We start from the raw sequence: 22,429 nt of genomic DNA, 5'->3' as shown, positions 1-22,429 counted from the left end.
CGGGAGGGACGAGCGGCCGGCCGGCCGTGGTCAGTGGATGTGGGAGCCGCCGTTCACGTCGTGGGTGGCGCCGGTGATGTAGCCGGTCTCCTCCCGGCACAGATAGGTGATCAGGTCGGCGACGTCGGCGACCGTGCCGTTGCGCCCCACGGGGATCCCGGCGACGAGCTGCGCCTTGCGCTCGCCCTCCAGCGCCCCGCCGGTGATGTCGGTGTCGATCAGCCCGGGCGCCACGGCGTTGACCGTCACGCCCTGCGGGCCCAGCTCGCGGGCGAGCGCGCGGGTGAAGCCGAGCTCGGCGGCCTTGGCCGCGGAGTACGCCACCCCGCCGAAGACGCCGCCGCCGCGCTCGGCGGAGACCGACGAGAGGAACACGATGCGGCCGAAGCCGCGCTCGGCCATGCCGGGTGCGAGCCGCCGGGTGACGTTGAAGGCGCCGCGCACGTTGACCGCGAAGATGCGGTCCCACTCCTCGCCGGTGACCTCGAGGAACGGCGTGGGCGAGGTGATGCCGGCGTTGTTGACGAGGGCGCCGACCGGGGGCAGCTCGGTGTCGAGCACCGCGAGCGCGTTCTCGACCGAGGCCTCGTCGGTGATGTCGCAGCGGATGCCGACGGCCCGCACGCCGTGCCGGTCGGCGATCTCCTGGGCGGCCTCCTTGGCGCTGGCCTCGTCCAGGTCGAGGACGGCGACGTTCCAGCCGGCGGAGGCGAGGGTGTGGGCAGTGGCACGGCCGATGCCGCGCGCGGACGCGGCGCCGGTGACGACGGCGGTCTTGTCGGTGACGGTCATGGGGTTCCTCCGGGGGTGTCTGGGCGGGCGTGGTCTGGTCGAGCGGAGCGGGACGGAGTGGTCAGGCCGAGGCGAGCTCGGCCCTGACCCGGGCGACGACGGCGTCGGTCGACAGGCCGTAGCGGTCGTGCAGCGTGGGGAGGGCGCCGGCCGCGAGGAACGCGTCGGGCAGCGCGATCGGCACCACCCGGGTGCCGACCCCGCCGAAGGCGAGCGTGGCGGCGACCGACTCGGCCAGCCCGCCGATCACGGTGTGGTTCTCCAGGGTGACGACGAGCCGGTCGGTCCGCGCGGCCCGGAGGATCGCCGCGGTGTCCAGCGGCTTGATCGTCGGGACGTGCAGGACGGCGACGTCGACGTGATCGGCCTCGAGCCGGGCCGCGGCCTGCAGCGCCCGCATCGTCATCAGCCCGGTGGAGATGAGGACGACGTCCCGGCCGGTGCGCAGCTCGGCGGCCTTGCCCAGCTCGAAGCGGTAGTCGTACTCGTCCAGCACCGTGGGCACCGCCCCCCGCAGCAGCCGCAGGTAGGTGGGCCCGGGCGCCGCCGCGAGCGCGGGGACGGCCTGCTCGATGTCGACGGCGTCGCAGGGGTCGACGATCGTCAGGTTCGGGCAGCCGCGGAGGATCGCGAGGTCCTCGGTGGCCTGGTGGCTGGGCCCGTACCCGGTGGTCAGGCCGGGCAGCGCACCGACGACGTTCACGTTGAGCCCCGGCTCGGCGATGTCGAGGCAGAGGAAGTCGTAGGCCCGCCGCGTGGCGAACACCGAGTAGGTGGAGGCGAAGGGCACCAGGCCGACCTCGGCCATGCCCGCCGCCGCGCCGAGCAGTGTCTGCTCCGCCATGCCCATCTGGAAGAACCGGTCGGGATGGGCGTCGCGGAAGACGTGCATGTCGGTGTACTTGGCGAGGTCGGCCGACAGCCCGACGATCTCCGGTCGCTCCTCGGCCAGGCGGACCAGCGCGTGCCCGAAGGGGGCGCTGGTGGTGCGCTGACCGGGGTCGGCGAACGAGGCGATCATCGCCGAGGTGGTGAGCTTCCTGGCGGGGGCGGTGCTGGTCATCGGGCCAGTCCTTCCTGGAGCTGGTCGCGGGCGATCTGCCATTCGTGGGCCTCGACCCGCATGAAGTGGGCCTTCTCCCGCGTCTCGAGCAGGGGCACGCCCCGGCCGATGCGGGTGTCGCAGATGAGCACCGTCGGGGAGCCGCGGTGCTCGCGGAGCTCGTCGAACGCGGTCACGAGCGCGGCCACGTCGTTGCCGTCGACCCGCCGGGCGTGCCAGCCGAAGGCCTGCCACTTCTCCGTGACCGGCTCGGTCCGCAGCACGCCGGCCGTGGGGCCGTCGGCCTGCAGGGCGTTGACGTCGACGATGGCGGTGACGTTGTCCAGGCCGTGGTGGGCGCAGGCCATCGCCGCCTCCCAGGTGGAGCCCTCGTCCAGCTCGCCGTCCGAGAGCAGGTTGACCACGCGGGCCGGGTTGCCGAGGTGGCGCAGTCCCAGCGCCATCCCGGTGGCCACACCCAGGCCGTGGCCGAGGGAGCCACCGGAGATCTCCATGCCGGGGGTGTAGGAGGCCATCCCGGACATGGGCAGCCGGGAGTCGTCGGAGCCGTAGGTCTGCAGCTCCTCGACGGGGATGGTCCCGGCCTCGGCCAGCGCCGCGTACAGCGCGATCGCGTAGTGGCCGATGGAGAGCAGGAACCGGTCCCGGCCGGGCCAGTGCGGGTCGTCGGGCCGGTGGCGCAGCTGGTCGGTGTAGACCACCGCGAGGACGTCGGCGATGCCGAGGGCCTGGCCGATGTAGCCCTGGCCCTGCACCTCCCCCATGTCGAGGGCGTTGCGGCGGATCCGGTACGCGGCCTGGCGGATGCGCTCGATCCGTTCGGTCCGGTCGGCGGTGCGCTCGCCCGCCGTCTGCGTCGTCAGTGCGGTCATGACGGTTGCTCCTCGTCGGGTCAGTCGGTGGTGGAGTCGGCGGTCGGCCGCTCGTGGACGGCGGTGCGCGGGGCCGGGAGCCCGCTCGGCGCGGCGGACCCGATGACGCTGCGCTCGAGCGCGGCGACGTCCTCCCGCTCGGCCGGGCCCCAGGTCTCGCGGGTGATCAGCGCGGCGAGCAGGCCGAGCAGGCCGTAGCCGCTGAACAGCAGCGCCGGGCCGATCCAGCCGAAGCCGGCGTACAGCGCGGTCGCCACCAGCGGCGTGAACCCGGAGACCACCGCCGACAGCTGGTAGGCCAGCGAGGCCCCGGTGGTGCGGGTCCGGGTCGCGAACAGCTCGGAGAACCAGGCGCCCTGCACGCCGGCCAGCGAGTTCTGGCAGACGGCGTAGCTGACGACGAAGGCCAGCACGATCGCCGCGGCCACCCCGGTGTTCAGGACGAGGAACAGCGGGACGCCCCACACCACGGTCAGCGCGGTGCCGAACAGGTAGACCGGGCGCCGGCCGATCCGGTCGGTCAGGGCACCCCAGCCGGTGGTGGCGAGGATGCCGATGCCGGCCGCGACCATGAGGGCGGTGAGGATGACCGGCCGGTCGGCGAGCTCCTCGCTGGCCAGGTACGAGAGCACGAAGGTCACGGACACCGCGTAGCCGGCGGTCTCGGCGATGCGCAGGCAGAAGGCCCGGAGCACGTTGCGCCAGTCGTCGCGGAGCACCTCGAGGAGCGGGTTCTTCGAGAGCTCGCCGTCCTCCTTGAGCTCCTCGAACTCCGGGGACTCGTCGACCTTGAGCCGGATGACGATGCCCACGGCGATGAGGACGGCGCTGAGCAGGAACGGCACCCGCCACGCCCACGTGCCACCGAGCGGCACGCTGATCAGGAAGGCCAGGTTGGCCAGCAGCAGGCCGACCGGGAACCCGGCCTGGGTGATGCCGGTGTAGAGGCCCTTCTTCCGCCAGGGGGCGTGCTCGAAGCACATCAGGATCGCCCCGCCCCATTCGGCGCCGAACGCCAGGCCCTGCACCACCCGGACGGCGACGAGCAGGATCCCGGCCCAGATGCCGACCTGCGCGTAGGTGGGGAGCAGGCCGATGAGCACGGTCGCGATCCCCATGAGCAGCAGCGAGCCGACGAGCACCGGCTTGCGGCCGATCCGGTCACCGAGGAAGCCGCCGATGATCCCGCCGAGCGGGCGCACGGCGAACCCGATGCCGAGCGTCGCGAAGGACAGCAGGGTGCCCGAGAGGGGGTCGTCGGCCGGGAAGAAGGCGTCGTTGAAGTACAGGGCCGCGGCGGTCCCGAAGCCGATGAAGTCGTAGGTCTCGATGGTCGCGCCGATGGAGCAGCCGATGGCGACCTTCTTCTTGGCCGGCGTACCGGACACGGGGTGCCACTCGGCGACCGCCTCGAGGGAGGGGTCGTGGAGCGGGGGGTGCCGTTCGGTCATGGTGACCTCCGGGAGCGGTGTGGGCGGGGGATCCAGTGGCCGCTGGCAGTTGACTGTTAACAGTCAACTGGCGACGAAGTCTGGATGGCCCGTGTCACAGTGTCAAGAGTCACCTCGTCGCCGCTGGTGAGCGCGACGTCCGCCCCCGACGACGGGCGCGGCGGGAGGCTCAGGCGGTGGCGGCCGACTCGGCGAAGTGCTCCGCGGCCGAGGCCATGTGCTCCTCGACGATCCGCACCGCCTCGGCCACGTCGGCGCGATCGATGGCGTCCACGATCGGGGCGTGCCGGTCGCGGGCCATCATCGGCACCTGCCACGTGGCGCCGTTGAGGATGGCCACGCGCATCCGGCCCTCGAGCCGCTGCCAGGCCTCGACGAGCATGGAGTTGCCGGAGAGCCGGCACAACTCCAGGTGGAAGGCCAGGTCGACGTCCATGCGGGCCGCCGGTTCCAGGCCCTCGTCGGCCATCTTCTCCAGCGCCGCGCGGAGCGACGCGACGGCGGCCGCGCGCCGCGGGGAGTCGATGAGCTCCCGGACGGCCAGCCCCTCGAGCGCCGCGCGGACCCGGAAGAGCTCGCGGACCTCGCCCGGGGTGAGGCTGTTGACCCGCAGCATCCCGCGATTCCCAGGGCTGACCAGGCCCTCCTGCTGGAGGTGCCGCAGCGCCTCGCGCACCGTTCCCCGGCTGACCCCGAGGGACGTCGCCAGCTCCACCTCGCCGAGGTGGTCACCGGGACGGTACTGGCCGGACAGGATCGCGGACCGGACCGCCTCGAGCGCCCGCTCGCGGAGCGTGCTGCGGTCCAGGCTGGCCAAGGGCTCGATGGTCATGCGCGCCTCCGGTTGATCCCTGCCCATGCTAGCCGGGCTGTCGACACCCGGATGACGACAGTCGACAGCTCCTGACTCAGTCGGCGGCGACGATGCGGCGCAGTTCCGCGGCCATCGCGGCCGCCTCGCGCGAGGCGCCGCTGATCGCGGCCTGGGCCTGGGCGGTCGATGCGCTCTGCTCCTCCACCGCCGCGGCGATGGTGCCCTGCGCCTCGACGACGCCCTCGATGATCTGCTGCACGCCGGAGAGCGCCTCGCCCGCGGCGCCGACGTCCCCGCGGACCGTCTCGACGACCCGGCGGATCCGCTCGGTGGCCCGGGCGGTCTCCGACGCGAGGTCCTTGACCTCGCCGGCGACGACGGCGAATCCCTTTCCGGCCTCCCCGGCGCGGGCCGACTCGATGGTCGCGTTGAGGGCCAGCAGGTTGGTCTGGTCGGCGATCGTCGAGATGCTGCCGGCGATCTGGTCGATCTCGATCATGGTGGCGGCGAGGCGCTCGACGGTCTCGGCACTGTTGCGAGACCGGTCGCTGGCCTCCGTCGCGGTGGCGCTGGCGACGCTCGCGGCCGAGGCGATCTCGCCGATCGCCGACCGCAGCGCCTCCATGACATCGGTCGCGGTGCCCACGTTCTCGTCGAGCCGCTGCCCGGCCTGCATCAGCTCGGCCAGCTGCGCCTCGAGGGCGGCCGCCCGCCGCTCGCGCTCCTCCAGCCGGGCCGCCGCCTCCTGCGCGGCGCGGGCCCGCTCGGCCGCCAGCTCCTCGACGGCCCGCGCCTGGGCGGCCGCCTGGGCCTCGGCCCGCCGCTGCTCGGCACGCCGGGCGCGGTCGGCCTGCTCGGTGAACTTCCAGCCGTAGGCCAGGAACGTCGCCTCCGCCAGCAGGAAGACCGCGTGCAGGAGGGCGAAGAGGATCGGGTGCTGCTGCGCCTGGTGGGTGGAGAACACCGAGTGCGGCATCCAGAGGCTCATCGCCGCGTGGTGGACGGCGACGAAGACGACGGCGAGCAGGAACGGCGTCCACGCCTGGTACAGGGCGACCAGCGCGAGCACCGCGTAGAACCAGATGTGCAGGTCGGTGAGCCCGCCGCCGACGTGCACCAGCACGTCGGCGCCGACCATCAGGCCGAGGCTGACCGCGCTGGCCCGCGCGACCTGACTGCGCAGCGACTGACCGGCGACGAGCAGGACCGCGATGACGGCGAGCTGACCCCACAGCAGGAAGCCGCCCACCCCGCTCGAGAGCCCGATCGCGGCCAGGACCGGGGGGTGCAGCGCCAGGACGGCGGAGATGATCCGGTGGCGGGTGAGGAAGCTCTTGTCGTCGAGCCGGGCGCCGCGCGGGATCGCGGCCCAGAATCCGGAGGCCGGCTGCGCCGCCGCCTGCACGGTGTCCGTCGTCGTCACAGCAGGGAGATCGGCCGTTCCGGCCAGTGGATGAAGTCCAACTTCGGGGTGATCGTCTCGCCGCCCCACGGGCGGCCGCGGGGTCACGCCCCGGTCACGGAGGGGCGTGCGCATGTGACCGGTGGGGCCGCTGAGCCGATCCCGTGGAACACGCCGGGCTCGGTACTGGCCCGACGCGCGCGGCGCTCGGACCCTGTCCGGTATGACGAGCACGTACGCCTACGGCACCGCCCACGCGGTGGTGATGGTCGGCTCCTTCGGCTCGGAAGGCTTGACCCCGCGGCAGATCGGCCCCGCCCACGCGACGATCGGCCGGGTCAACGGCCAGAGCCGCAAGGCGCTCTGCGGCGCCTACGTGGCCCGCGACGACCAGCTGCCCTGGCCGCCGGACGGCTACGAGCCCGACCAGCTCTGCCCGACCTGCGCCCAGCTGGCCGCCCTGTAGCCCGCCGTCAGCCGCCGGCGATCGACGGCAGCACGTGCACCTGGGTCCCGTCGCGCAGCACCGTCGCCAGCCCCTGGTCGAAGCGGACGTCGTCGCCGTCCACGTAGACGTTCACGAACCGGCGCAGCCGGCCGGCCTCGTCCCTGATCCGGCGGCCCAGCAGCGGGTGCTGCGCGGCGAGCGTGTCGAACAGGTCGGCCAGCGTGCGCCCGTCGGCGTCGACGTCGAGCTCCCGGCTGCCCCCGGCGAGGTCCGCGAGCACCCCGGGCAGCAGCACCTGCACCGTCACGGCAGCCGGGCCGCGCGGACGGTGAGGACGTCGGGCAGGTGCTCGGCCACGGTCGCGAAGGTCTCCCCCTCGTCGGCGCTGGCGTAGACGCAGCCGTCCCGTGTGCCGATGTAGATGCCGGTGGGATCGCCGGTGTCGGCGCAGAACGCGTCCCGCAGCACCGAGGTCCACGACCCGTCGGGCAGGCCGGAACCGCACTCGGTCCAGGTCTCCCCCGCGTCGCGGGTCCGGTGCACCCGAAGCCGGCCGTCCGGCGGGACCCGCTGCATGTCGGCGACCAGCGGGATCACCCACGCGGTGCCCGGCGTGGTCGGCGAGGACACGATGGGGAACCCGAAGTCGGCCGGCAGCCCCGCGGCGATCGACGTCCACTTCCGGCCGCCGTCGTCGCTGCGGTAGACGCCGCCGTGGTTCTGCGCGTACAGGCGCTCGGGGTCGCCGGCGTCGATCGCCACCTTGTGCACGCACTGCCCGTACTCGGGCTCCTCGGGCAGGAAGCCGGCGGCGATGCCGCGGTTGCGCGGCGCCCAGTCGCCGCCGCCGTCCTCGCTGACGTAGACGCCGCCGGCGCTCATCGCGACCACGACCCGGTCGGACGCCGGATCGGGCAGGACCGTGTGGATCGTCGCTCCCCCGCCGCCGGGCTCCCAGGTCGGGCGGTGCGGGTGGTCCCACAGGCCGCGGACCAGCTCGAAGCTGCAGCCGCCGTCGGTGCTGCGCCACAGCGAGTGCGGCTCGCAGCCGGCCCAGACGACGTCCGGCCGCCCCGGCGAGTCCGGCCGCAGCTGCCACACGCGGGCCAGCGCGGCGCCGGTGTCCTCCGGGAACCGGATCGCGCCGTGCTCGGTCTCCTGCCAGCTGCCGCCCAGGTCGTCGGACCACATGACCGTCGGGCCCCAGTGGCCGTACTGGATGCCGGCCAGCACCCGCGGCTGCGGACGGCGGGTGTCGAGCGACACCGCCGAGACCTCCTGCGCCAACAGGTGCGGCCCGTCGAGCGTCCAGCTGCGGCGGTCGTCGTCACTGCGCGCGAGCCACAGCCCCTTGCGCGTGCCGATGGCGAGCAGGTCGGTCATGGCGGCCTCCGAGTCGATGTCCTCGTCGTGGGCGCGACGCTAGCGCCGGGCACCGACAGCCGGTGCCGCGCGCGCGACGCGCCCCTACGAGAACTCCGACTCCCCGAGCCGCGGGAACTCAGCGGCGCGTCGAGCCGCCGTCGCTGCGCTGCTCCGGGGGCACCGTGCTCTCCGCCGTGCGCTGGTCGGCCGGCATCCGCTGGTCGGCCGGCACCTGCCCGTGGTCCGGCGCCCGCCCGCCGGCCGGCATCCGCTCGTCGGCCGGACCGGCGTGCCGGCCCCCCGCGCCGTCCGAGGACAGCCCCGGCGCGAGCTTCTCCGCCTTGGCGCGCAGCTGCTCGGCCGCGGTCCGGTCCTCCTGCGCCTGGGACCGGATCTCCTGCGCCTCCTGCTCGGCCCGCATGGCGCGCTCCTGCGCCTCGGCCTGCTCGCGGCGGGCGCGGGCGGCCTGCTCCTCGGCCAGGGCGTGCTGCTGGTCGGCACGCGCCTGCCGGACCTGGGCCTCCTGCAGGTGTTCGCGCGCCTGCTCGCGCTTCTTGGTCTGCGCGACCCGGTTGCGCTTCGAGGCCATCAGCGCGAGCAGCGCCAGCACCACGACGGCGACCACGACGATGAGCACGATCAGCCAGGTGTCCACGGCCGTCTCCTCCCTGAGCGGTACGCGTGGTGTTCCCCCTGGCGGACGCCGGAAAACTCAGCGTGCGGGCGCGCGGCCGAACCGGTCGGCCATCTCCCGGGTCAGCTCCGGCCACACCTCGGGATCGTGGCCGGGCACCAGCGGATAGCCGCGGGCGGCGGCGAGCGACTTCAGCCGGCGGACCTGCTGGACGCACTCCTCGGGGGTGGCGTGCACGCGGCCGCCGATCGGCAGCTCCTGCTCGATGTTCTCGGCCCGCAGGTCGGCCGCGTCGAACGCGAGCACCAGCCCGCCGCCGCCGACGCTCTCGTCGAAGTCGACGAGGAAGCTCTGGTGTCCGGGGGTGTGCCCGGCGGTGGGCACCGCGGTCACCCCCGGCGCGATCTCGACGTCGCCGTCGGCCAGCCGCCAGTCGTGCCGCGGGTCGTCGAAGTCGATGCGGTAGATCCCGTGCTGCTCGGCCTCGTCGGTCAGCCCGAACTCGAGCTCCCGGCGCTGGCAGTGCACCGGCCGGCCGGTGAAGTGCCGCAGCCCGCCGACGTGGTCCAGGTGCAGGTGGGACAGCCCGACCGCGTGGACGTCGGCCAGCTCGATGCCGGCGTGCGCCAGCGCCTCCTCGAGCGGCTCGCCGGGCCCCGGCAGGATCGCCCGCTCCGCCGGATCGCCGTGGAAGCGGCGGCGCAGCGCCGGGTCGTGCAGCAGGGCGGTGTTGAACCCGGTGTCCAGCAGCAGCCAGCCGCCGTCGGTGAGCAGCAGGACGCCGGGCACCGGCTCGCGCAGCCGCTCCTCCGGCGGGGCGCCCTCGACCGAGACGCCGCGCGGCAGGTCCTCCCACCCCAGGGTCAGCAGGACGACGTCGCGGACGCCCGCGCGGCTCACTTCAGCGCGCTGCCGGCCTGCCAGTCCTCCCAGCTCATCGTCCAGTCGTAGATGTCGCCGTCCTTGGCCGACAGCTGCGGGCCGATCGAGTTCTTCACCTCGACGACGTCGCCCGGCTGGGAGAAGTTGAAGAACCAGGCCGCCCGGTCGGTCGAGAGGTTGATGCAACCGTGCGAGACGTTGGTGTTGCCCTGCGAGGCGACCGACCACGGAGCGGCGTGCACGAACTCGCCGTTGTTGGAGATGCGGGTGGCGTACTCGACGTCGGAGCGGTAGCCGCCGGGCGCGTCGACGGCCAGGCCGAACGTGCTCGAGTCCATGACCATGCTGCGGTTCATCTCGGTGACCACGTGCACGCCGTTGCGCGTCGGGTTGACGTTGCTGCCGGCGCTCATCGGGAAGTTCTGCACGACCTGGTCGCCGTCGTAGACGGTCAGCGTGTGGGCGCCGGCGTCGGCGACCGAGACGTGCTTGTCGCCGACGTGGAAGGACACCGTGCGGTTCTTCTCGCCCCAGACGCCCTCGCCGAAGTCGACGCCGTAGAGGTTGGCGTTGAGCGTGACGTCGGTGTTCGCCGGCCAGTACGTCGACGGGCGGAAGTGCACCTCGGAGTCGTTCAGCCAGCTCCACACGCCATCGGTGGGCGTCGAGCTGACCACCTCGAGGTGGCTCTCGACGGCGGCCTTGTCGGCGACCGGGTCGTCGAAGTAGACACGGATCGGCAGGCCGACGCCGACGGTCATGCCGTCGAGCGGGCCGATGGACGGCGTCGACAGGGTGCCGGGGGTGACCGTCGTGAACGTGGCCTTCGTCGTCGTCTCGTCGTCGTCGGCGCCGGTGGCCGTGGCGGTCAGGGTGTAGGTGGTGCCGTACGCCAGCTGCGAGTCGGGGGTCCACACCTCGGTGGTGGGCTGACCGGCCGGGGCCGGCGCGGCCGGGGCGTCGCCCAGCGTGCCGGTGACCGGCGTGCCGGCGGCGTCGACGAGTCTCACGTCGCCGAGCTCGCCGTCGGTGACGCTGATCTCCAGGGGGACGATCGGCGAGACGTCGGCGGCGCCGTCGGCCGGGGAGACCGTCACCTGCGCGGGCGGGCCCTCGGGGGTGGAGGAGGCCGACGCACCGCTGCTCTCGGCACCCTCGTTGCACCCGGTGAGGAGCAGCAGAGCTCCGGCGATCACTGCGGCTGTGCGTCGCACTACCCGACCTCTCTCGTTCCGCCCTGTCCTGGGCATGCGGACGTGCTGGTCCGGACCCCAGTGTCCACGTTCGGGCGACAGGATGGGGATCACAGTGACCAGTCCCACCCGCCCGGCCGTTCTCCGGCCTGCACGCGCTGGTATCGTCGTCCCCTGGTCGCCCCGGCATGCCGGACGACACGCGCCATTAGCTCAATTGGCAGAGCAGCTGACTCTTAATCAGCGGGTTCGGGGTTCGAGTCCCTGATGGCGCACCACGATCGTGGGGACAGCAGGCGCGGCATGGGCCGCGGAGCGGCGGTCACGCCTTCGAGCCCCCACCCGCCCCACCGGAGTCTTCCGTTGGACGGCCCACCTGCCGGATCTCCGCGTGGCCATCAGGTGGCCCGAGGGTCGACGGGGTTCACGAGTCCGTCGAGCTCATCGCGCGCACGGTGTCGACGTAGGCGGCGTAGAGCCGCGTCATGAGCATCAGGAAGAGGACCACCAGGTAGCTGCTGAGCGCGATGACGATCGCGGCCATCACACCGACGAGCGCGCCCGTCGGGTCGCTGGTGATGTTCATGCCGATCACCAGGGCGACGGCGTCCAGCAGGCAGATCACGGCGGCGGCCAGCAGGTGGGACACGCTCTCGTCCAAGTGCTCCCTGGCGCGCCGCGATCCGCTGCTCTCGGGATGGAGGTCCCGGTACTGGAGGCGCAGGCGCACCGTCGCCAGGAAGCCGAACGCAGCCAGCAGCGCCCCCGCGAGGAGCGACACCCCCGCGAACATCGGCTCCGGCGCGCTCAGCTTCCAGTTCCAGTAGAGCGCCGGCACCCAGAGCAGCAGCGTGGCGACGACGACCGACCGCTCGCCCAGTTCCGCGGCGGACGTCCGCCGGTCCCCGCGTCCGAGTCCCCTCCAGTGGGCCCGCAGGATCGGCCAAGGGTTCAGTCGGGAATGCGTCAACCCGTCACCCCCGGGAAGCCAGGCACGTCGACGAGCCCGAACGGCGCAGTAGAAATCTACCCAGACCGACAACCATCTGGGGGCGCCGCGAGGCTGGGCCAACGAAGACACGGGTGCAGCGGCCACCCGCGAGGTCGACGGCCCAGAATCCGCCGGCAAGACGGAGGTTCCTACGCGGACTCGGGCCCGAAACATTCTCGTCGCCCGCTCGGGCTGAGGAGCCAGGACGGGACGACAGTCGCGGAGGACTGGTCACCCCCGGGACTTCTCGTCCCACGGCAGTCCGCGCGCGGCGCTGCCCGCCGCCCCCCCTGCCCGTCAGCCGACCGTCTCGACGGCGTGCCGCTGCGCGATCCGTGCGCCGTCGACCGGCAGCCGGACCCGCAGCACCGTCTCGCCGGGACGGAGGTCGACCCCGATGTCCCCGCCGTGCCGGTCGACGATGCGCCGGGTGATGTCCAGCCCGAGGCCGGTGCCGCCGCCCACGCCCTTGGTCGTGTAGAAGGGGTCGAAGGCGTGTTCCCGCGTCTCCTCCGACATCCCCGGCCCGGTGTCGCCGACCTCCACCACCACCGCGCGCTTGTCCAGCCGCGTCGACACGCGCAACGTCCCCCGGCCGTCGAGGGCGTCGAGCGCGTTGGCGATGAGGTTGGTCCACACCTGGTTGAGCTCGCCGGCGAGTGCCTCGATGCGGGGGACGTCGGGGCCGTAGTCCCGGACGACGGTCACGCCCCCGGGGATGCGGTGGGCCAGCATCACCAGGGTGCTCTCCAGCCCCTCGGTCACGTCGGTGACCTGCATCGAGGCCCGGTCGAGCTGCGAGTACGACTTCACCGCCGCGACGAGCCCGGAGATGCGCGAGGTGGACTCCTTCACCTCGTCGAGCAGGCCGCCCGCGGCGAGGGTGCTCGCGATCCACTCCAGCCCGGCCTCGAGCGGCGCCTCCCCCACCACGGCGGCCACGCGCTCGCACCAGTCGGCATCGGCGCCACCGGCGGCGAGCACCGGCGCGATCGCCCACTCCCGCCCGACGCCGTGGCCGGACAGCCAGTCCGACAGGACCTCCTCGCGGTCCGCGAGGGCCAGCGGATCGGCGACCTGCTGCCCCGAGCCGAGCTCCCGGCGCAGGGTGTCGAGCCGGGTGAACTCCTCGGCGGCGATCGGCACCGCCGCCAGCCGCCGCAGGGCGGACAGCATCTCCCCGTAGGCCTCGGCGAGGGCGTCGACGGCCCGGGTCGCCGCCGCGGCGGGGTTGTTCAGCTCGTGGGCGAAGCCGGCGGCCAGGGTGCCGAGAGCGGCCAGCGCCTCCTTCTGCCTCGCCATCCGCTCGTAGTTGCGCGCGGACCGCGAGACGCCCTCGGTGAGGGAGAGCCCGAGGGGGAAGCGGGAGATCCACAGCCGCCGGAGTTCCGCGGCGGGCACCCGCAGGATCCGCCCGCTGGTCGCGGCCCTGCCGGTCGCGAGGTACGCCCCGTGCTCGTCCCAGGCGCGGAATCCACCGGCCCACCGGCCGGGGACGTCGAGAGCGCCGAGCAGCGTCTCGTCCCGGCCCACGTGGCGCACCAGGTCGATGCTGCCGTCCAGCAGCACCCACCAGGAGTCGGCCGGGTGATCCTCCCGGAACAACACGTCGTCGGGCGCGAAGGCGACCACCTCCCCCGATGCCGCGAGCTCGCGCAGCTGTGCGTCGTCGGACCCGTCGAACAGGCCGATCCCGCGCAGCTCCGCCGTCGCCCGTTCCACCGGCATGGTGTGGTCGGTCGTCAGGTCGTCGGTCGTCATCGCAGTGTCGTCCTCACCGTGCCGCCGCTTCCCGGTGCCGCGGCTCCATCGTTGCCGGGTAGCGGCGCACGAGGAAGACCGCCGGCGCGATCCGCGAGCGGGCGTCCGCCCGCGGACTCAGGCGCGTCGGCCCCAGGCCGAGATCAGCGGCGGTGTGCCGACCGTGATCGTGCCGTCGGAGAGCGCGGCCACATGTGCGTCGATCGCCTCCGCGGTGGCGAGCCGCTGGTCGATCAGGGCGTCCCGGACCTGGGTGACGTTGGCGACGCTGAGCACGTTGCCGGCCGCCAGGGCCACCGCGAAGTAGGCATCGGCGCCCACCTGGGTCAGCCCGCCGCCGGCGAGCATCCGGGGCAGGCGGCGGGCGTACTCCATGTCGGCGCCCCGCTGGGCGAGGAGCGCGTTCACGCCGGCGTGCAGCTTGTTGGCGCGGTGGTGTGCAGGCAGGTGGGGGTCGATGCACCGCAGCGCGATCACCGTGTCGAAGTCCTCGACGAGCAGCCAGCCGCCCGGCCGGAGGGAGGCCACCATCCGGCTCAGGGCCTCGTCCCGGGCCGGGAGGTGGCACAGGACGAGCCGGGCGTGGACAAGGTCGAACCGGCCGGCCGGGGGATCGTCGAGCGTCACGTCGTGCCGGAGGACGTCGACCCGCGGATCGAGCCGATCGGAGACCCAGCTGGTGTTGATGTCCGTGGCGAGGACGTGCCCGCCGGCGCCGACCCGGTCGGCCAGCCAGTTGGCCACGGTGGGTCCACCCGCGCCGACCTCCCAGCACCGGCTCCCCGCGCCGATGCCCAGCGCCTCGACGTGCCGGAACGTCGTGGCGTCGAACAGCGCGGCGAGGGCGGCGAAGCGCTGCCCGGATTCCGAGGCCTCGTTGTCGAACAGGTAGGTGGTCTCGCTCATGACCCGGTCCCCTCCCCCGTCAGAACGGCACGCCGATGGCGAGCAGCGCGGTCGCGTCCTCCGGCGATCGGCCGGACAGGATCCGGCAGAACTCCACGGCTTCGAGCTCCAGCTCCGGGCCGCCGGAGCCGAAGCTCCAGCGGCCGCCCGCCGGGCCGGTCAGGCCGAGGGTGCAGGCGCCGCCGTGCCGGGTCGCCCACTCGGCGACGACGTCGGCGACGAGCACGCCGTCGTGGTCGGCGGTCAGCTGCAGGTCACGGCCCGTCGCCCGGGCGGTGTCGACGCGGTGCATCCACACGTCGCGGGTAAGGACGACGTCGACGAGGAAACCGACCGTCCACGTCTCGGCCGCCCCGTTCACGGTCTGCGGAACCGGCAGCGGGGCCGCGTGCGCCGCGGCGGGCAGGGCCGCACGGGCGCGCGCGGCCGCCGGGGCGACCTCGGCGTAGCGCTCGACCAGCTCGTCCGGCGTGCTCCCGACCCGCTCCCCGACCTGGAGGCCGGTCAGCGCGTCGATGAACACCCCGCCGCGGGCGGCGGCGGCGCGGACCTGGCGCTGCTGCTCCTCCGGCGAGGCCGCGTACTCGGCCATGCCGACGCTGTGCGCCGCGAGCGCGCGCACGTCCCAGGCGGGGCAGTCGGTGGTCCGGGCCCAGTCCTCGGCGCCGAGCGAGCGCAGCAGGGCGAGGTAGCGGGCGTACTCGGTCGCGGCCAGGCGCATCGCGGTGGCACGGTCCAGCCGCGGCGCGATCGCGGTGTCGGTCGTCATCATGACGGCTCCTTCGGAAGGTGGACGGCGTCGGCGAACATGTCCATGGCCCGGTCGACCAGGCGCTGCCAGCGCGTGCCGCCGGGGTCGTTGGCCCACTGCTGGTCGACGAGGCCGGCGAGCAGGGCCGTGTAGAGATCGACGTCCTCGTCGGGTGACAGGCCGATCGCCACGAAATGGGTGCGCAGGTGGGCGAGCACCCGCAGCGCCGGGGCGTAGCTCTCGGCGCTCGGGACGAAGCCGGGGACGGTGCGCAGGTTCATCAGCTGGTGGCGGGCGAGGTCGGCGGCGGCGAAGTCGACGTACAGGTGCGCCCGGCGCTTCAGCCCCGCGCGCGGTGCGGCCGGCAGGACGAGGGCGGCCTGCGCCGCCGCGTAGGCGCTCCAGGCCTGGCCGAACATCGCGTCGTAGATGGCGTGCTTGGAGTCGAAGTGCGAGTAGAGCGAGGGCGCGCGCATCCCGACGCGCTCGGCGACCTGCCGCAGCGTCAGCGCGGCGAGACCGTGCTCGCGCGCGACGTCCCACGCGGCGGCGAGGATCGACTCCCGCGTCGCCTCACGACGTTTGGCTTGCCAACTCGTGTTCGCTTCTCCGAACACGGTTAGCCACGGTCCTCCGGGGCGGTGCGGGCGTCAAGGGCACTTCGTCGCGCGTCCCGCGGCCCCGGCACCCTAGGTTGGGCCGGTGCCGTGGAAGCGGGGCGTCTTCGCGCTGTTCGCCGTCGCGGCCGGCACGAACGTCCCGACGCCGCTGCTCCTGCTCTACCGGGACCGCTTCGGGCTGTCCAACGAGGTGCTCACGGCGCTGTTCGGCTGTTACGCCGCCGGTCTGGTGCCGGCGCTCTTCGTCGCGGGCCCGCTGTCGGACCGGCTCGGCCGCCGGGCGGTGGCCCTGCCCGGCATCGCGCTGTCGGTGCTGGCCTCGCTCGCCTTCGCGTTCGCCGGCGACTCCGTCGCCCTGCTCTTCGCCGCGCGCTTCGTGCAGGGCGTGGTCAGCGGCGTCGTCTTCAGCGTGGGCAGCGCGTGGGTCGGTGAGCTGTCGGCAGCGTCGGGCGAGGCGGCCGGCGGACGGCGGGCGGCGTTCGCCATGACGGCGGGGTTCTCGCTGGGCCCGCTGACCAGCGGCCTGCTCGGCCAGTTCGCCCCCGCCCCGACCGTGCTGCCGTACCTGGTGCACGCGGTCCTGGCCACGACCGGGCTGGTCGTCGCCGCCGGGCTGCCCGAGACCGTGCCGCGGCGGGCCCACGACTCGGACGGCGCACCGGCGCCCGCCGTGCCGCTGATCCGGCCCGGTGACGGGCGCTTCGTCGCGACCGTGCTGGCGCCGATGGCGGTCTGCGTCTACGCGTTCCCGAGCGCCGTCGTCTCGGCCGTGCCGCTGCTGGGGACGCTGCCCGGCAGCGGCGTGGCCGTCACGGGACTGCTCGCCGGCGTGACGCTCGGGGCGGGCACGGTGGCCGCTCCCCTGCAGCACCGGCTCGGCCGCTGGACCGCCGTCGCCGGCGCAGTCCTGGGCACGGTCGGGTTCGCCGCGGCGGCCGCCTTCGTCGGCGCCGGCGGGCTGGCCTGGCTGGTCGTCGCCGCGCCGCTGCTGGGCGCGGGCGGCGGGCTGTGCCTGGCCGCCGGCCTGACGCTCACCGCCCGCCTGGCCGCGCCGACCCGGCGCGGCGCTCTGACGTCGGTGTTCCTGGCGCTGGCCTACGTGGGCTTCGCGGCGCCGTTCCTGCTGACCGCGGGGGCGCGGCTGGGCTCGGCGACCGCGGTGCTGGCGGTGGCCGCCGGCCTGAGCGGGCTACTGGCGGTGCGGCTCGTCCGCCCAGCCCGGCGCGGCGCACTGTAGAACGCACGGACGGCGTCCCCTCCCGGCGAGGAGGGGACGCCGTCCGTGCGGTGCGGGCTCAGCCCTGCGCGTCGGCGAGGTCCGCCGCGAACTCGCCCTCGAACGGCTCGGCGGCGACCGTGGCGCCACCGGGGACGTCGGCCGGCCGCTCGATGTAGCTCTGCAGGCTGGGCGACTTGCCGAGCTCGAACGCGTCGATCGGCACGATCACGCCGCCGGTGTCGATGTTCTTGAGCCCGTTGAACGCGTCGAGCACGCCCTGCCGGGTGAGGTCACCGTTGTCGCACGCGGCGTTCAGGACCTCGTTCATGACCTGCGCCATGCCGTAGCCGAGCAGCACGCCGCCGGCACTGGGGTTCTGCACGTCCGGGAACGCCTTCGTGTAGGCGTCGAGGATGTCCTCGTGGCCCTCGAACGTGGCCAGCGGGGCCGCGACGTACAGGTGGTCCTTCAGCCACTGCGCCGTCGGACCGGCCAGCAGGCCCGGCGCGTAGACCGGGTTGCTGCCCAGGATCGGGACGTCGAGGCCCTGGGCCTGGGCGGCCGCGGCGACCGACGCGGTCTGCGTCGGGGCGACGGTCAGCGCGATGAGCTTCACGCCGGCCGCGGCGAACTGGCTGACCTGGGCGCTCATGTCCTGGTCGGTGGCCTTGATCTGGGCCTCGATGACCTTGAGGCCCTTGGCCTCGGCGACGGCCTTGGTGCCGGCCAGGCCGGTGGCGCCGTACTCGCCCTCGAAGTAGATGTGGCCGACGGTGTCGCCCTCCTTCAGCAGGCCCTGCTTGAACAGGTAGTCGTAGCCGTTGGAGATCTCGACGTCGTACGTCGGGCCCAGCACACCGGTGCCGGGGATCTGGGTGAGCGTCTCGCCCCAGGCCGAGGGGAAGTTGACGATCTGGTCGGCCTCGTAGTCCTGCGCCAGCGCGGTGTTGATCGGCGAGCCGATCGTCTGCTGCATCGCCAGGATGCTGTCCTTGATCGAGCTGTACAGCTGCACGCCCTGCTGCGGCACGTAGCCGGTGTCCTGGACGTTGAGCTCGACGCTGTAGTTGTCGCAGACCTTGTTGTCCTGCCAGTACAGCGTGTTGGCGTTCGTGATGTCGTTGCCCAGGGCGGCGAAGACGCCGGTCAGGTCGGTGAGGACGCCGAGACTGATCGTGGTGCCCTCGACACCGACGTCGGTGGTGACGTCGCCGCCCGACCCTCCCCCGCCGCCGGAGCCGCTGTCGGGCGCCTTGGTGCTGCAGCCGGTCGCCGTGACGACGACGGCGGCGGCACAGAGCGCCGCCGCGCGCGAGTACTTCCCGATTCTCATCTCGTGGTGCTCCCTTGGGCTGGACTGTCGGACGGGGTGGTGCGGGGGGAAGCCTCGGGCGCTGACGACCGCGCCGCGGCGCCCGCCGCCGGAGGAGGTCGTCGCCGGCGGAAGCGGGTCGCGAGCCCGGCCAGGCCACCGGGCAGGAAGAGGATCACGAGGATGATCGCGGCGCCGTAGAGGTATCGGGCGGCCTCGCCTGCCGCCACACCGCCGCCACCCGCCCCGGTGACGAAGGGGATCGCCCCGGCGTAGCGCTGGAACACCAGGGGCAGCGCCGTGACGAACAGCGCCCCCAGCACCGATCCGCCCACGGACCCCAGGCCGCCCAGCACGATCATGGCCAGGTACTGGATCGAGACGAACAGGCCGAACGACTCCGGCGCGATGCTGCCGATCGACAGGGCGTAGAGAACGCCGGACAGGCCGGCGTACATCGAGCTGACCATGAAGATGCGCGCCTTGTAGGCCTGCACGTTCACGCCCATCACCGACGCGGCGACCTCGCTGTCGCGCAGGGTCTGCAGCGCCCGTCCGGGTCGGCTGTGCAGCAGAGCGCGCGCGAAGAGGTACGACGCGAGGGCGATGACCAGCCCGAGGTACCAGAGCCGCTCCGCCTCCCGGAACGGGATGCCCAGCACGAACAGCTGCGGGTCGGTGTTGCCGAAGCTGAACCCGAACAGCGAGAAGTCGGGGACCCGCCGCCCGTTGAAGCCGCCGGTGACCGACGTCCAGCTGTTGAGCACGTGCTGGCCGATGAAGACCAGCCCGAGCGAGGCGACGCCGAGGTAGATGCCGCGCAGCCGGGCCGCGACCGGGCTGAAGATCAGCCCGGCCAGACCGGCGAGGACCACCCCGAGCACCAGGCCGACCAGCGGTGGCCAGCCGAGCCCCTTGACGTCGGCGACGCCGAGCCCGCCGGACTCCCCCGAGACGAAGGTGTAGGTGACCGCGCCCACCGCGAGGAAGAACGAGTGGGCGAGCGAGAGCTGGCCGCTGGTGCCGACCAGCAGGTTCAGCCCGATGGCGCCCACCGCGGCGCCGAAGACGGCGAACCCGGTGCGCAGCCAGAACTCCTCCACGTAGAGCGGGAGGATCAGCAGCACCACGAGCAGCACGATCAGGACCACCGGGCGCAGCCACGACCGGCCCGGTCGGACTGTGGCGGCGCGGGCGCCGGCGGTCCGTGTGGCCCCGGCCGGCACGGTCAGTTCAGACACGGGTCAGCTCCTTGGTGCCGAAGAGCCCCGACGGCCGGACGAGCAGGACGACGAGCATCACGATGTACGGGATGACGGCGGAGAAGCCGCGGCCGAGGAAGAGCAGCTGGTCCTGGTAGCCCGCGGCCAGCGCCTCGGTGACCCCGATGAGCAGGCCACCGACGAGGGCGCCCCCGGTCGAGTCCAGGCCGCCGAGGATCGCCGCCGGGAACGCGCCGAGCGCGACCGTGTAGACCGCCGGGCTGACCCCCGGCGTGGGCGCGCCGACCAGGAAGAGCGCGGCCACCGCGGCCAGAGCGCCGGCCACGAGCCAGGCGACCATCGAGACCCGGCCCTGCCGGATGCCCATGAGGGCCGCGGCCTCGCCGTCCTCGGCCGAGGCGCGCATGGCCACGCCCCAGGTGGAGTACTTGAAGGCGAGGAAGAACCCGCCGATCAGGACGGCGGCCACCAGGATCGCGATGGCGCGGTTCAGGCTGATGCCGACCGAGCCGATCCGGAACACCTGGCCGCCCCAGGGGTGCGGCACGTTGAGGATGTCCGAGCCGATCCGCCGGATCAGGTCGGTGAGCAGGATGATGTCGACGCCGATCGTGACGATCGCCAGGCTGATCACCGGCGCCCCGCGCAGCGGGTTGATGATCAGCCGCTCGATGAGCAGGGCCACCAGCGCGGTCAGGACGACGCCGGCGAGGACGCCCAGCCAGAACCCGAAGGCGTCGGAGAACCGGACGATGGAGTAGGCGCCGAGCAGCAGCAGCGAGCCGTGCGTGAAGCTGACGACCTCGCTGGCCTTGAAGATGATCACGAAGCCGAGCGCGATGAGCGCGTACATCGCGCCCAGCGAGATGCCGTTGAGCAGCAGCGAGAGGAACTGGGTCACGAGCGGTCCCCCGGGATCTCGGTGGTGGCGTCGGACGAAGTGGTGGCCCCGGACGAGGCGGGAGCGTCGGACGAGGCGGGAGCGTCGGACGAGGCGGTGGCCGCCGCGGAGGGGTCGATCTCGTTGCCCGACCCGAGGTAGGCGCGGATGACCTCGGGGTCCTCCTGCACCTCGGCCGGGGTCCCGTCGGCGATCAGCCGCCCGAAGTCCAGGACGGTCACCCGGTCGGCCAGCGCCATGACCATGCCCATGTCGTGCTCGACCAGGATGATCGAGATCTCGAGGCCGGAGCTGATCTCCCGGATGGCGTCGGCCATCCGGCTGGTCTCCTCCGCGTTCATGCCGGCCACGGGCTCGTCCAGGAGCAGCAGCCGCGGTTCGGTGCACAGCGCGCGGGCCACCTCGACCCGCTTCTGGTCGCCGTAGGAGAGGACGCCGACCGGCGTCTGCAGCTTGTCGCCCAGGTCGAGGAACTCGGCGATCTCGGCGACCCGCTCCCCGTGCCGGCGGCCCTCCCTGGTGGCGCGCGGCAGCCGCAGCCCCGAGGACAGGAAGCCGGCCTTCGTCAGGTGGTGGCGGCCCAGCATGAGGTTCTCGGCGACCGACTGCGAGCCGGAGAGGGCGATGTTCTGGAAGGCGCGGGCCACGCCCACGCCGGCGATCTGGTACGGCCGCATCCGGTCCAGCCGGGCGTCGCCGAACCGGACCTCCCCCTCGGCGGCCTGGTAGACCCCCGAGAGGACGTTGAACATCGTCGACTTGCCCGCCCCGTTGGGGCCGATGACGGCGTGGATGGTGCCGGGGGCGACGGTGAAGGAGACGTCGGAGAGCGCCTTGATGGCGCCGAAGCGCACGCTGACGTGCTCCACCTCGAGCGTCGGGACGTCGGCCCGCGGCGCGGCGTCGCGGTCGAGGGTCTCGGTCATGGCGTCCACCTCGAGAGGGTGCGGCGCGGCCGGGCGGGACCGCGGGCCACGGATTCGTCGGTGTCGTGGCCGAGGTAGAGCCGGCGGACCTCGTCGGTGGCGGCCAGTTCCTGCGCCGCCCCGGACAGGGACACCTCCCCGACGTCCAGCACGTAGGCGAGGTCGGCCACGCCGAGGGCCATCGTGGCGTTCTGCTCGACGAGCAGCACCGACGTCCCCTGCCGGTTGATCTCGCCGATCACCTCGCCGATCTGCCCGATCACCCGCGGCGCGAGCCCCAGCGACGGCTCGTCGAGGAGCAGCACCTTGGGGCTGGCCATGAGCGCGCGGCCGATGGCGAGCATCTGCTGCTCACCGCCCGACAGCAGGACGCCGCGCTGGGCCGAGCGCTCGGCGAGGACCGGGAACAGGTCGTAGACCCGCTTCTGCGCCTCCTCCTTGGCCGCCCGGTCGCGGTTGCCCATCCCCCCGGCGCGGAGGTTCTCCTCGACGGTGAGCCGGCCGAAGATCCGCCGTCCCTCGGGCACCTGGACGACCCCGGCGCGGACGGTGCCACTGGGATCCCGGCGGGTGAGGTCGACGTCGCCGAATCGCACCGAGCCCGCGTCGACCTTGCCGCGGTGCAGGCCGAGCGTGCCCGAGATGGTGCGCAGCAGCGTCGTCTTGCCCGCCCCGTTGCTGCCGAGGACGGCGACGACGGCCCCGTCGGGGATCTCCAGGGTCACCCCGCGCAGGGCGCGCACCGCCCCGCCGTAGGTGACGTGCAGGTCCTCGACCTTCAACACGGTGCACCGGCCAACAGCTGTGACGTGGCCCACATGTCCGGGAACCATAGGGGCGGGGCCGCCGCTACGGCTCCCCGACGTCCGTTTTCTTTCCCAAGTCGTCACCCGGACGGGCGCA

23 protein-coding genes and 1 tRNA gene are annotated in these 22,429 nt (G+C 73.4%); 3 read left to right on the top strand and 21 right to left on the bottom strand.

All coding sequences use genetic code 11. The features are described 5' to 3' along the window. Positions 1-30: 30 nt before the first annotated feature. The 6 genes from AB3388_RS06920 to AB3388_RS06895 all read right to left on the bottom strand — a co-directional run bounded on the left by AB3388_RS06920 (position 31) and on the right by AB3388_RS06895 (position 6,415). Positions 31-792 carry an SDR family NAD(P)-dependent oxidoreductase gene (locus AB3388_RS06920; RefSeq protein ID WP_495410024.1) on the bottom strand — a complete coding sequence of 254 codons (762 nt, stop codon included), beginning with the start codon at positions 790-792 and terminating at the stop codon, positions 31-33. 61 nt (positions 793-853) lie between these two features. Next, entirely contained in the window at positions 854-1,855 is a 1,002-nt protein-coding gene (locus AB3388_RS06915; RefSeq protein ID WP_495410023.1) for a transketolase family protein, read from the bottom strand. Then, complete coding sequence (locus tag AB3388_RS06910) at positions 1,852-2,727, bottom strand: transketolase (RefSeq protein WP_495410022.1); 876 nt, start codon at positions 2,725-2,727, stop codon at positions 1,852-1,854. The genes AB3388_RS06915 and AB3388_RS06910 overlap by 4 nt, the downstream gene beginning before the upstream one ends. 20 nt (positions 2,728-2,747) lie before the next feature. Beyond that, a complete protein-coding gene (locus AB3388_RS06905) occupies positions 2,748-4,178 on the bottom strand; it encodes an MFS transporter (protein ID WP_495410021.1) in 1,431 nt (476 codons plus the stop codon). A gap of 169 nt (positions 4,179-4,347) precedes the next feature. Further along, positions 4,348-5,010 carry a GntR family transcriptional regulator gene (locus AB3388_RS06900; RefSeq protein WP_495410020.1) on the bottom strand — a complete coding sequence of 221 codons (663 nt, stop codon included), beginning with the start codon at positions 5,008-5,010 and terminating at the stop codon, positions 4,348-4,350. 76 nt (positions 5,011-5,086) lie between these two features. Continuing rightward, positions 5,087-6,415 (bottom strand): methyl-accepting chemotaxis protein, encoded by a 1,329-nt coding sequence (locus AB3388_RS06895; RefSeq protein ID WP_495410019.1) that lies wholly within the window; start codon positions 6,413-6,415, stop codon positions 5,087-5,089. A gap of 202 nt (positions 6,416-6,617) precedes the next feature. Here AB3388_RS06895 and AB3388_RS06890 point away from each other — a divergent pair, with 202 nt between their 5' ends. Continuing rightward, on the top strand, positions 6,618-6,860 hold the full coding sequence (locus tag AB3388_RS06890; RefSeq protein ID WP_495410018.1) for a hypothetical protein: 243 nt from the start codon (positions 6,618-6,620) through the stop codon (positions 6,858-6,860). Between the two features lie 7 nt (positions 6,861-6,867). On the opposite strand, the gene AB3388_RS06885 is transcribed toward AB3388_RS06890, so the two are convergent. The 5 genes from AB3388_RS06885 to AB3388_RS06865 form a co-directional block, all read right to left on the bottom strand. Further along, complete coding sequence (locus tag AB3388_RS06885) at positions 6,868-7,149, bottom strand: ubiquitin-like small modifier protein 1 (protein WP_495410017.1); 282 nt, start codon at positions 7,147-7,149, stop codon at positions 6,868-6,870. Continuing rightward, entirely contained in the window at positions 7,146-8,225 is a 1,080-nt protein-coding gene (locus AB3388_RS06880; protein ID WP_495410016.1) for an exo-alpha-sialidase, read from the bottom strand. Before AB3388_RS06880 ends, AB3388_RS06885 begins: the two co-directional genes overlap by 4 nt. A gap of 118 nt (positions 8,226-8,343) precedes the next feature. Next, positions 8,344-8,862 (bottom strand): hypothetical protein, encoded by a 519-nt coding sequence (locus tag AB3388_RS06875; protein WP_495410015.1) that lies wholly within the window; start codon positions 8,860-8,862, stop codon positions 8,344-8,346. Positions 8,863-8,919: 57 nt separating this feature from the next. Continuing rightward, positions 8,920-9,741, bottom strand: coding sequence for an N-acyl homoserine lactonase family protein (locus tag AB3388_RS06870; RefSeq protein ID WP_495410014.1), 822 nt, complete (start codon positions 9,739-9,741; stop codon positions 8,920-8,922). Further along, positions 9,738-10,937 carry a L,D-transpeptidase gene (locus AB3388_RS06865; RefSeq protein ID WP_495410013.1) on the bottom strand — a complete coding sequence of 400 codons (1,200 nt, stop codon included), beginning with the start codon at positions 10,935-10,937 and terminating at the stop codon, positions 9,738-9,740. The genes AB3388_RS06870 and AB3388_RS06865 overlap by 4 nt, the downstream gene beginning before the upstream one ends. Positions 10,938-11,118: 181 nt before the next feature. On the opposite strand from AB3388_RS06865, the gene AB3388_RS06860 reads away from it, so the two are divergent. Beyond that, a tRNA-Lys gene (locus AB3388_RS06860) sits at positions 11,119-11,194 on the top strand. 146 nt (positions 11,195-11,340) lie between these two features. On the opposite strand, the gene AB3388_RS06855 is transcribed toward AB3388_RS06860, so the two are convergent. From AB3388_RS06855 to AB3388_RS06835, 5 genes are all read right to left on the bottom strand, one after another. Further along, complete coding sequence (locus AB3388_RS06855) at positions 11,341-11,886, bottom strand: hypothetical protein (RefSeq protein WP_495410012.1); 546 nt, start codon at positions 11,884-11,886, stop codon at positions 11,341-11,343. A 318-nt stretch (positions 11,887-12,204) separates the two neighbouring features. Further along, positions 12,205-13,668, bottom strand: a complete 1,464-nt coding sequence (locus AB3388_RS06850; protein WP_495410011.1) for an ATP-binding protein — start codon at positions 13,666-13,668, stop codon at positions 12,205-12,207. A gap of 117 nt (positions 13,669-13,785) precedes the next feature. Next, positions 13,786-14,574 carry a class I SAM-dependent methyltransferase gene (locus AB3388_RS06845; protein WP_495410010.1) on the bottom strand — a complete coding sequence of 263 codons (789 nt, stop codon included), beginning with the start codon at positions 14,572-14,574 and terminating at the stop codon, positions 13,786-13,788. A 19-nt stretch (positions 14,575-14,593) separates the two neighbouring features. Next, positions 14,594-15,346 (bottom strand): maleylpyruvate isomerase family mycothiol-dependent enzyme, encoded by a 753-nt coding sequence (locus tag AB3388_RS06840; protein WP_495410009.1) that lies wholly within the window; start codon positions 15,344-15,346, stop codon positions 14,594-14,596. Continuing rightward, complete coding sequence (locus AB3388_RS06835; protein ID WP_495410008.1) at positions 15,343-15,942, bottom strand: TetR/AcrR family transcriptional regulator; 600 nt, start codon at positions 15,940-15,942, stop codon at positions 15,343-15,345. The genes AB3388_RS06840 and AB3388_RS06835 overlap by 4 nt, the downstream gene beginning before the upstream one ends. Before the next feature lie 85 nt (positions 15,943-16,027). Here AB3388_RS06835 and AB3388_RS06830 point away from each other — a divergent pair, with 85 nt between their 5' ends. Next, entirely contained in the window at positions 16,028-17,182 is a 1,155-nt protein-coding gene (locus AB3388_RS06830) for an MFS transporter (protein WP_495410007.1), read from the top strand. A 58-nt stretch (positions 17,183-17,240) separates the two neighbouring features. On the opposite strand, the gene AB3388_RS06825 is transcribed toward AB3388_RS06830, so the two are convergent. The 5 genes from AB3388_RS06825 to AB3388_RS06805 are packed head-to-tail and all read right to left on the bottom strand — an operon-like array spanning position 17,241 to position 22,311. Next, positions 17,241-18,497 (bottom strand): ABC transporter substrate-binding protein, encoded by a 1,257-nt coding sequence (locus AB3388_RS06825; protein ID WP_495410006.1) that lies wholly within the window; start codon positions 18,495-18,497, stop codon positions 17,241-17,243. Further along, positions 18,494-19,717 (bottom strand): branched-chain amino acid ABC transporter permease, encoded by a 1,224-nt coding sequence (locus tag AB3388_RS06820; RefSeq protein WP_495410005.1) that lies wholly within the window; start codon positions 19,715-19,717, stop codon positions 18,494-18,496. Before AB3388_RS06820 ends, AB3388_RS06825 begins: the two co-directional genes overlap by 4 nt. Then, on the bottom strand, positions 19,710-20,600 hold the full coding sequence (locus AB3388_RS06815) for a branched-chain amino acid ABC transporter permease (RefSeq protein ID WP_495410004.1): 891 nt from the start codon (positions 20,598-20,600) through the stop codon (positions 19,710-19,712). The genes AB3388_RS06820 and AB3388_RS06815 overlap by 8 nt, the downstream gene beginning before the upstream one ends. Further along, positions 20,597-21,526 carry an ABC transporter ATP-binding protein gene (locus AB3388_RS06810; protein ID WP_495410003.1) on the bottom strand — a complete coding sequence of 310 codons (930 nt, stop codon included), beginning with the start codon at positions 21,524-21,526 and terminating at the stop codon, positions 20,597-20,599. Before AB3388_RS06810 ends, AB3388_RS06815 begins: the two co-directional genes overlap by 4 nt. Then, the gene (locus tag AB3388_RS06805; protein ID WP_495410002.1) at positions 21,523-22,311 is read right to left on the bottom strand and encodes an ABC transporter ATP-binding protein; all 789 of its coding nucleotides are present in this window, start codon (positions 22,309-22,311) and stop codon (positions 21,523-21,525) included. The genes AB3388_RS06810 and AB3388_RS06805 overlap by 4 nt, the downstream gene beginning before the upstream one ends. Between the last annotated feature and the right edge of the window lie 118 nt (positions 22,312-22,429).

Source organism: Geodermatophilus sp. SMS 5-13, from assembly GCF_059428245.1.
The sequence above is the reverse complement of the archived record's forward strand: the minus strand, read 5'-3'. Positions and strand labels throughout refer to the sequence as shown.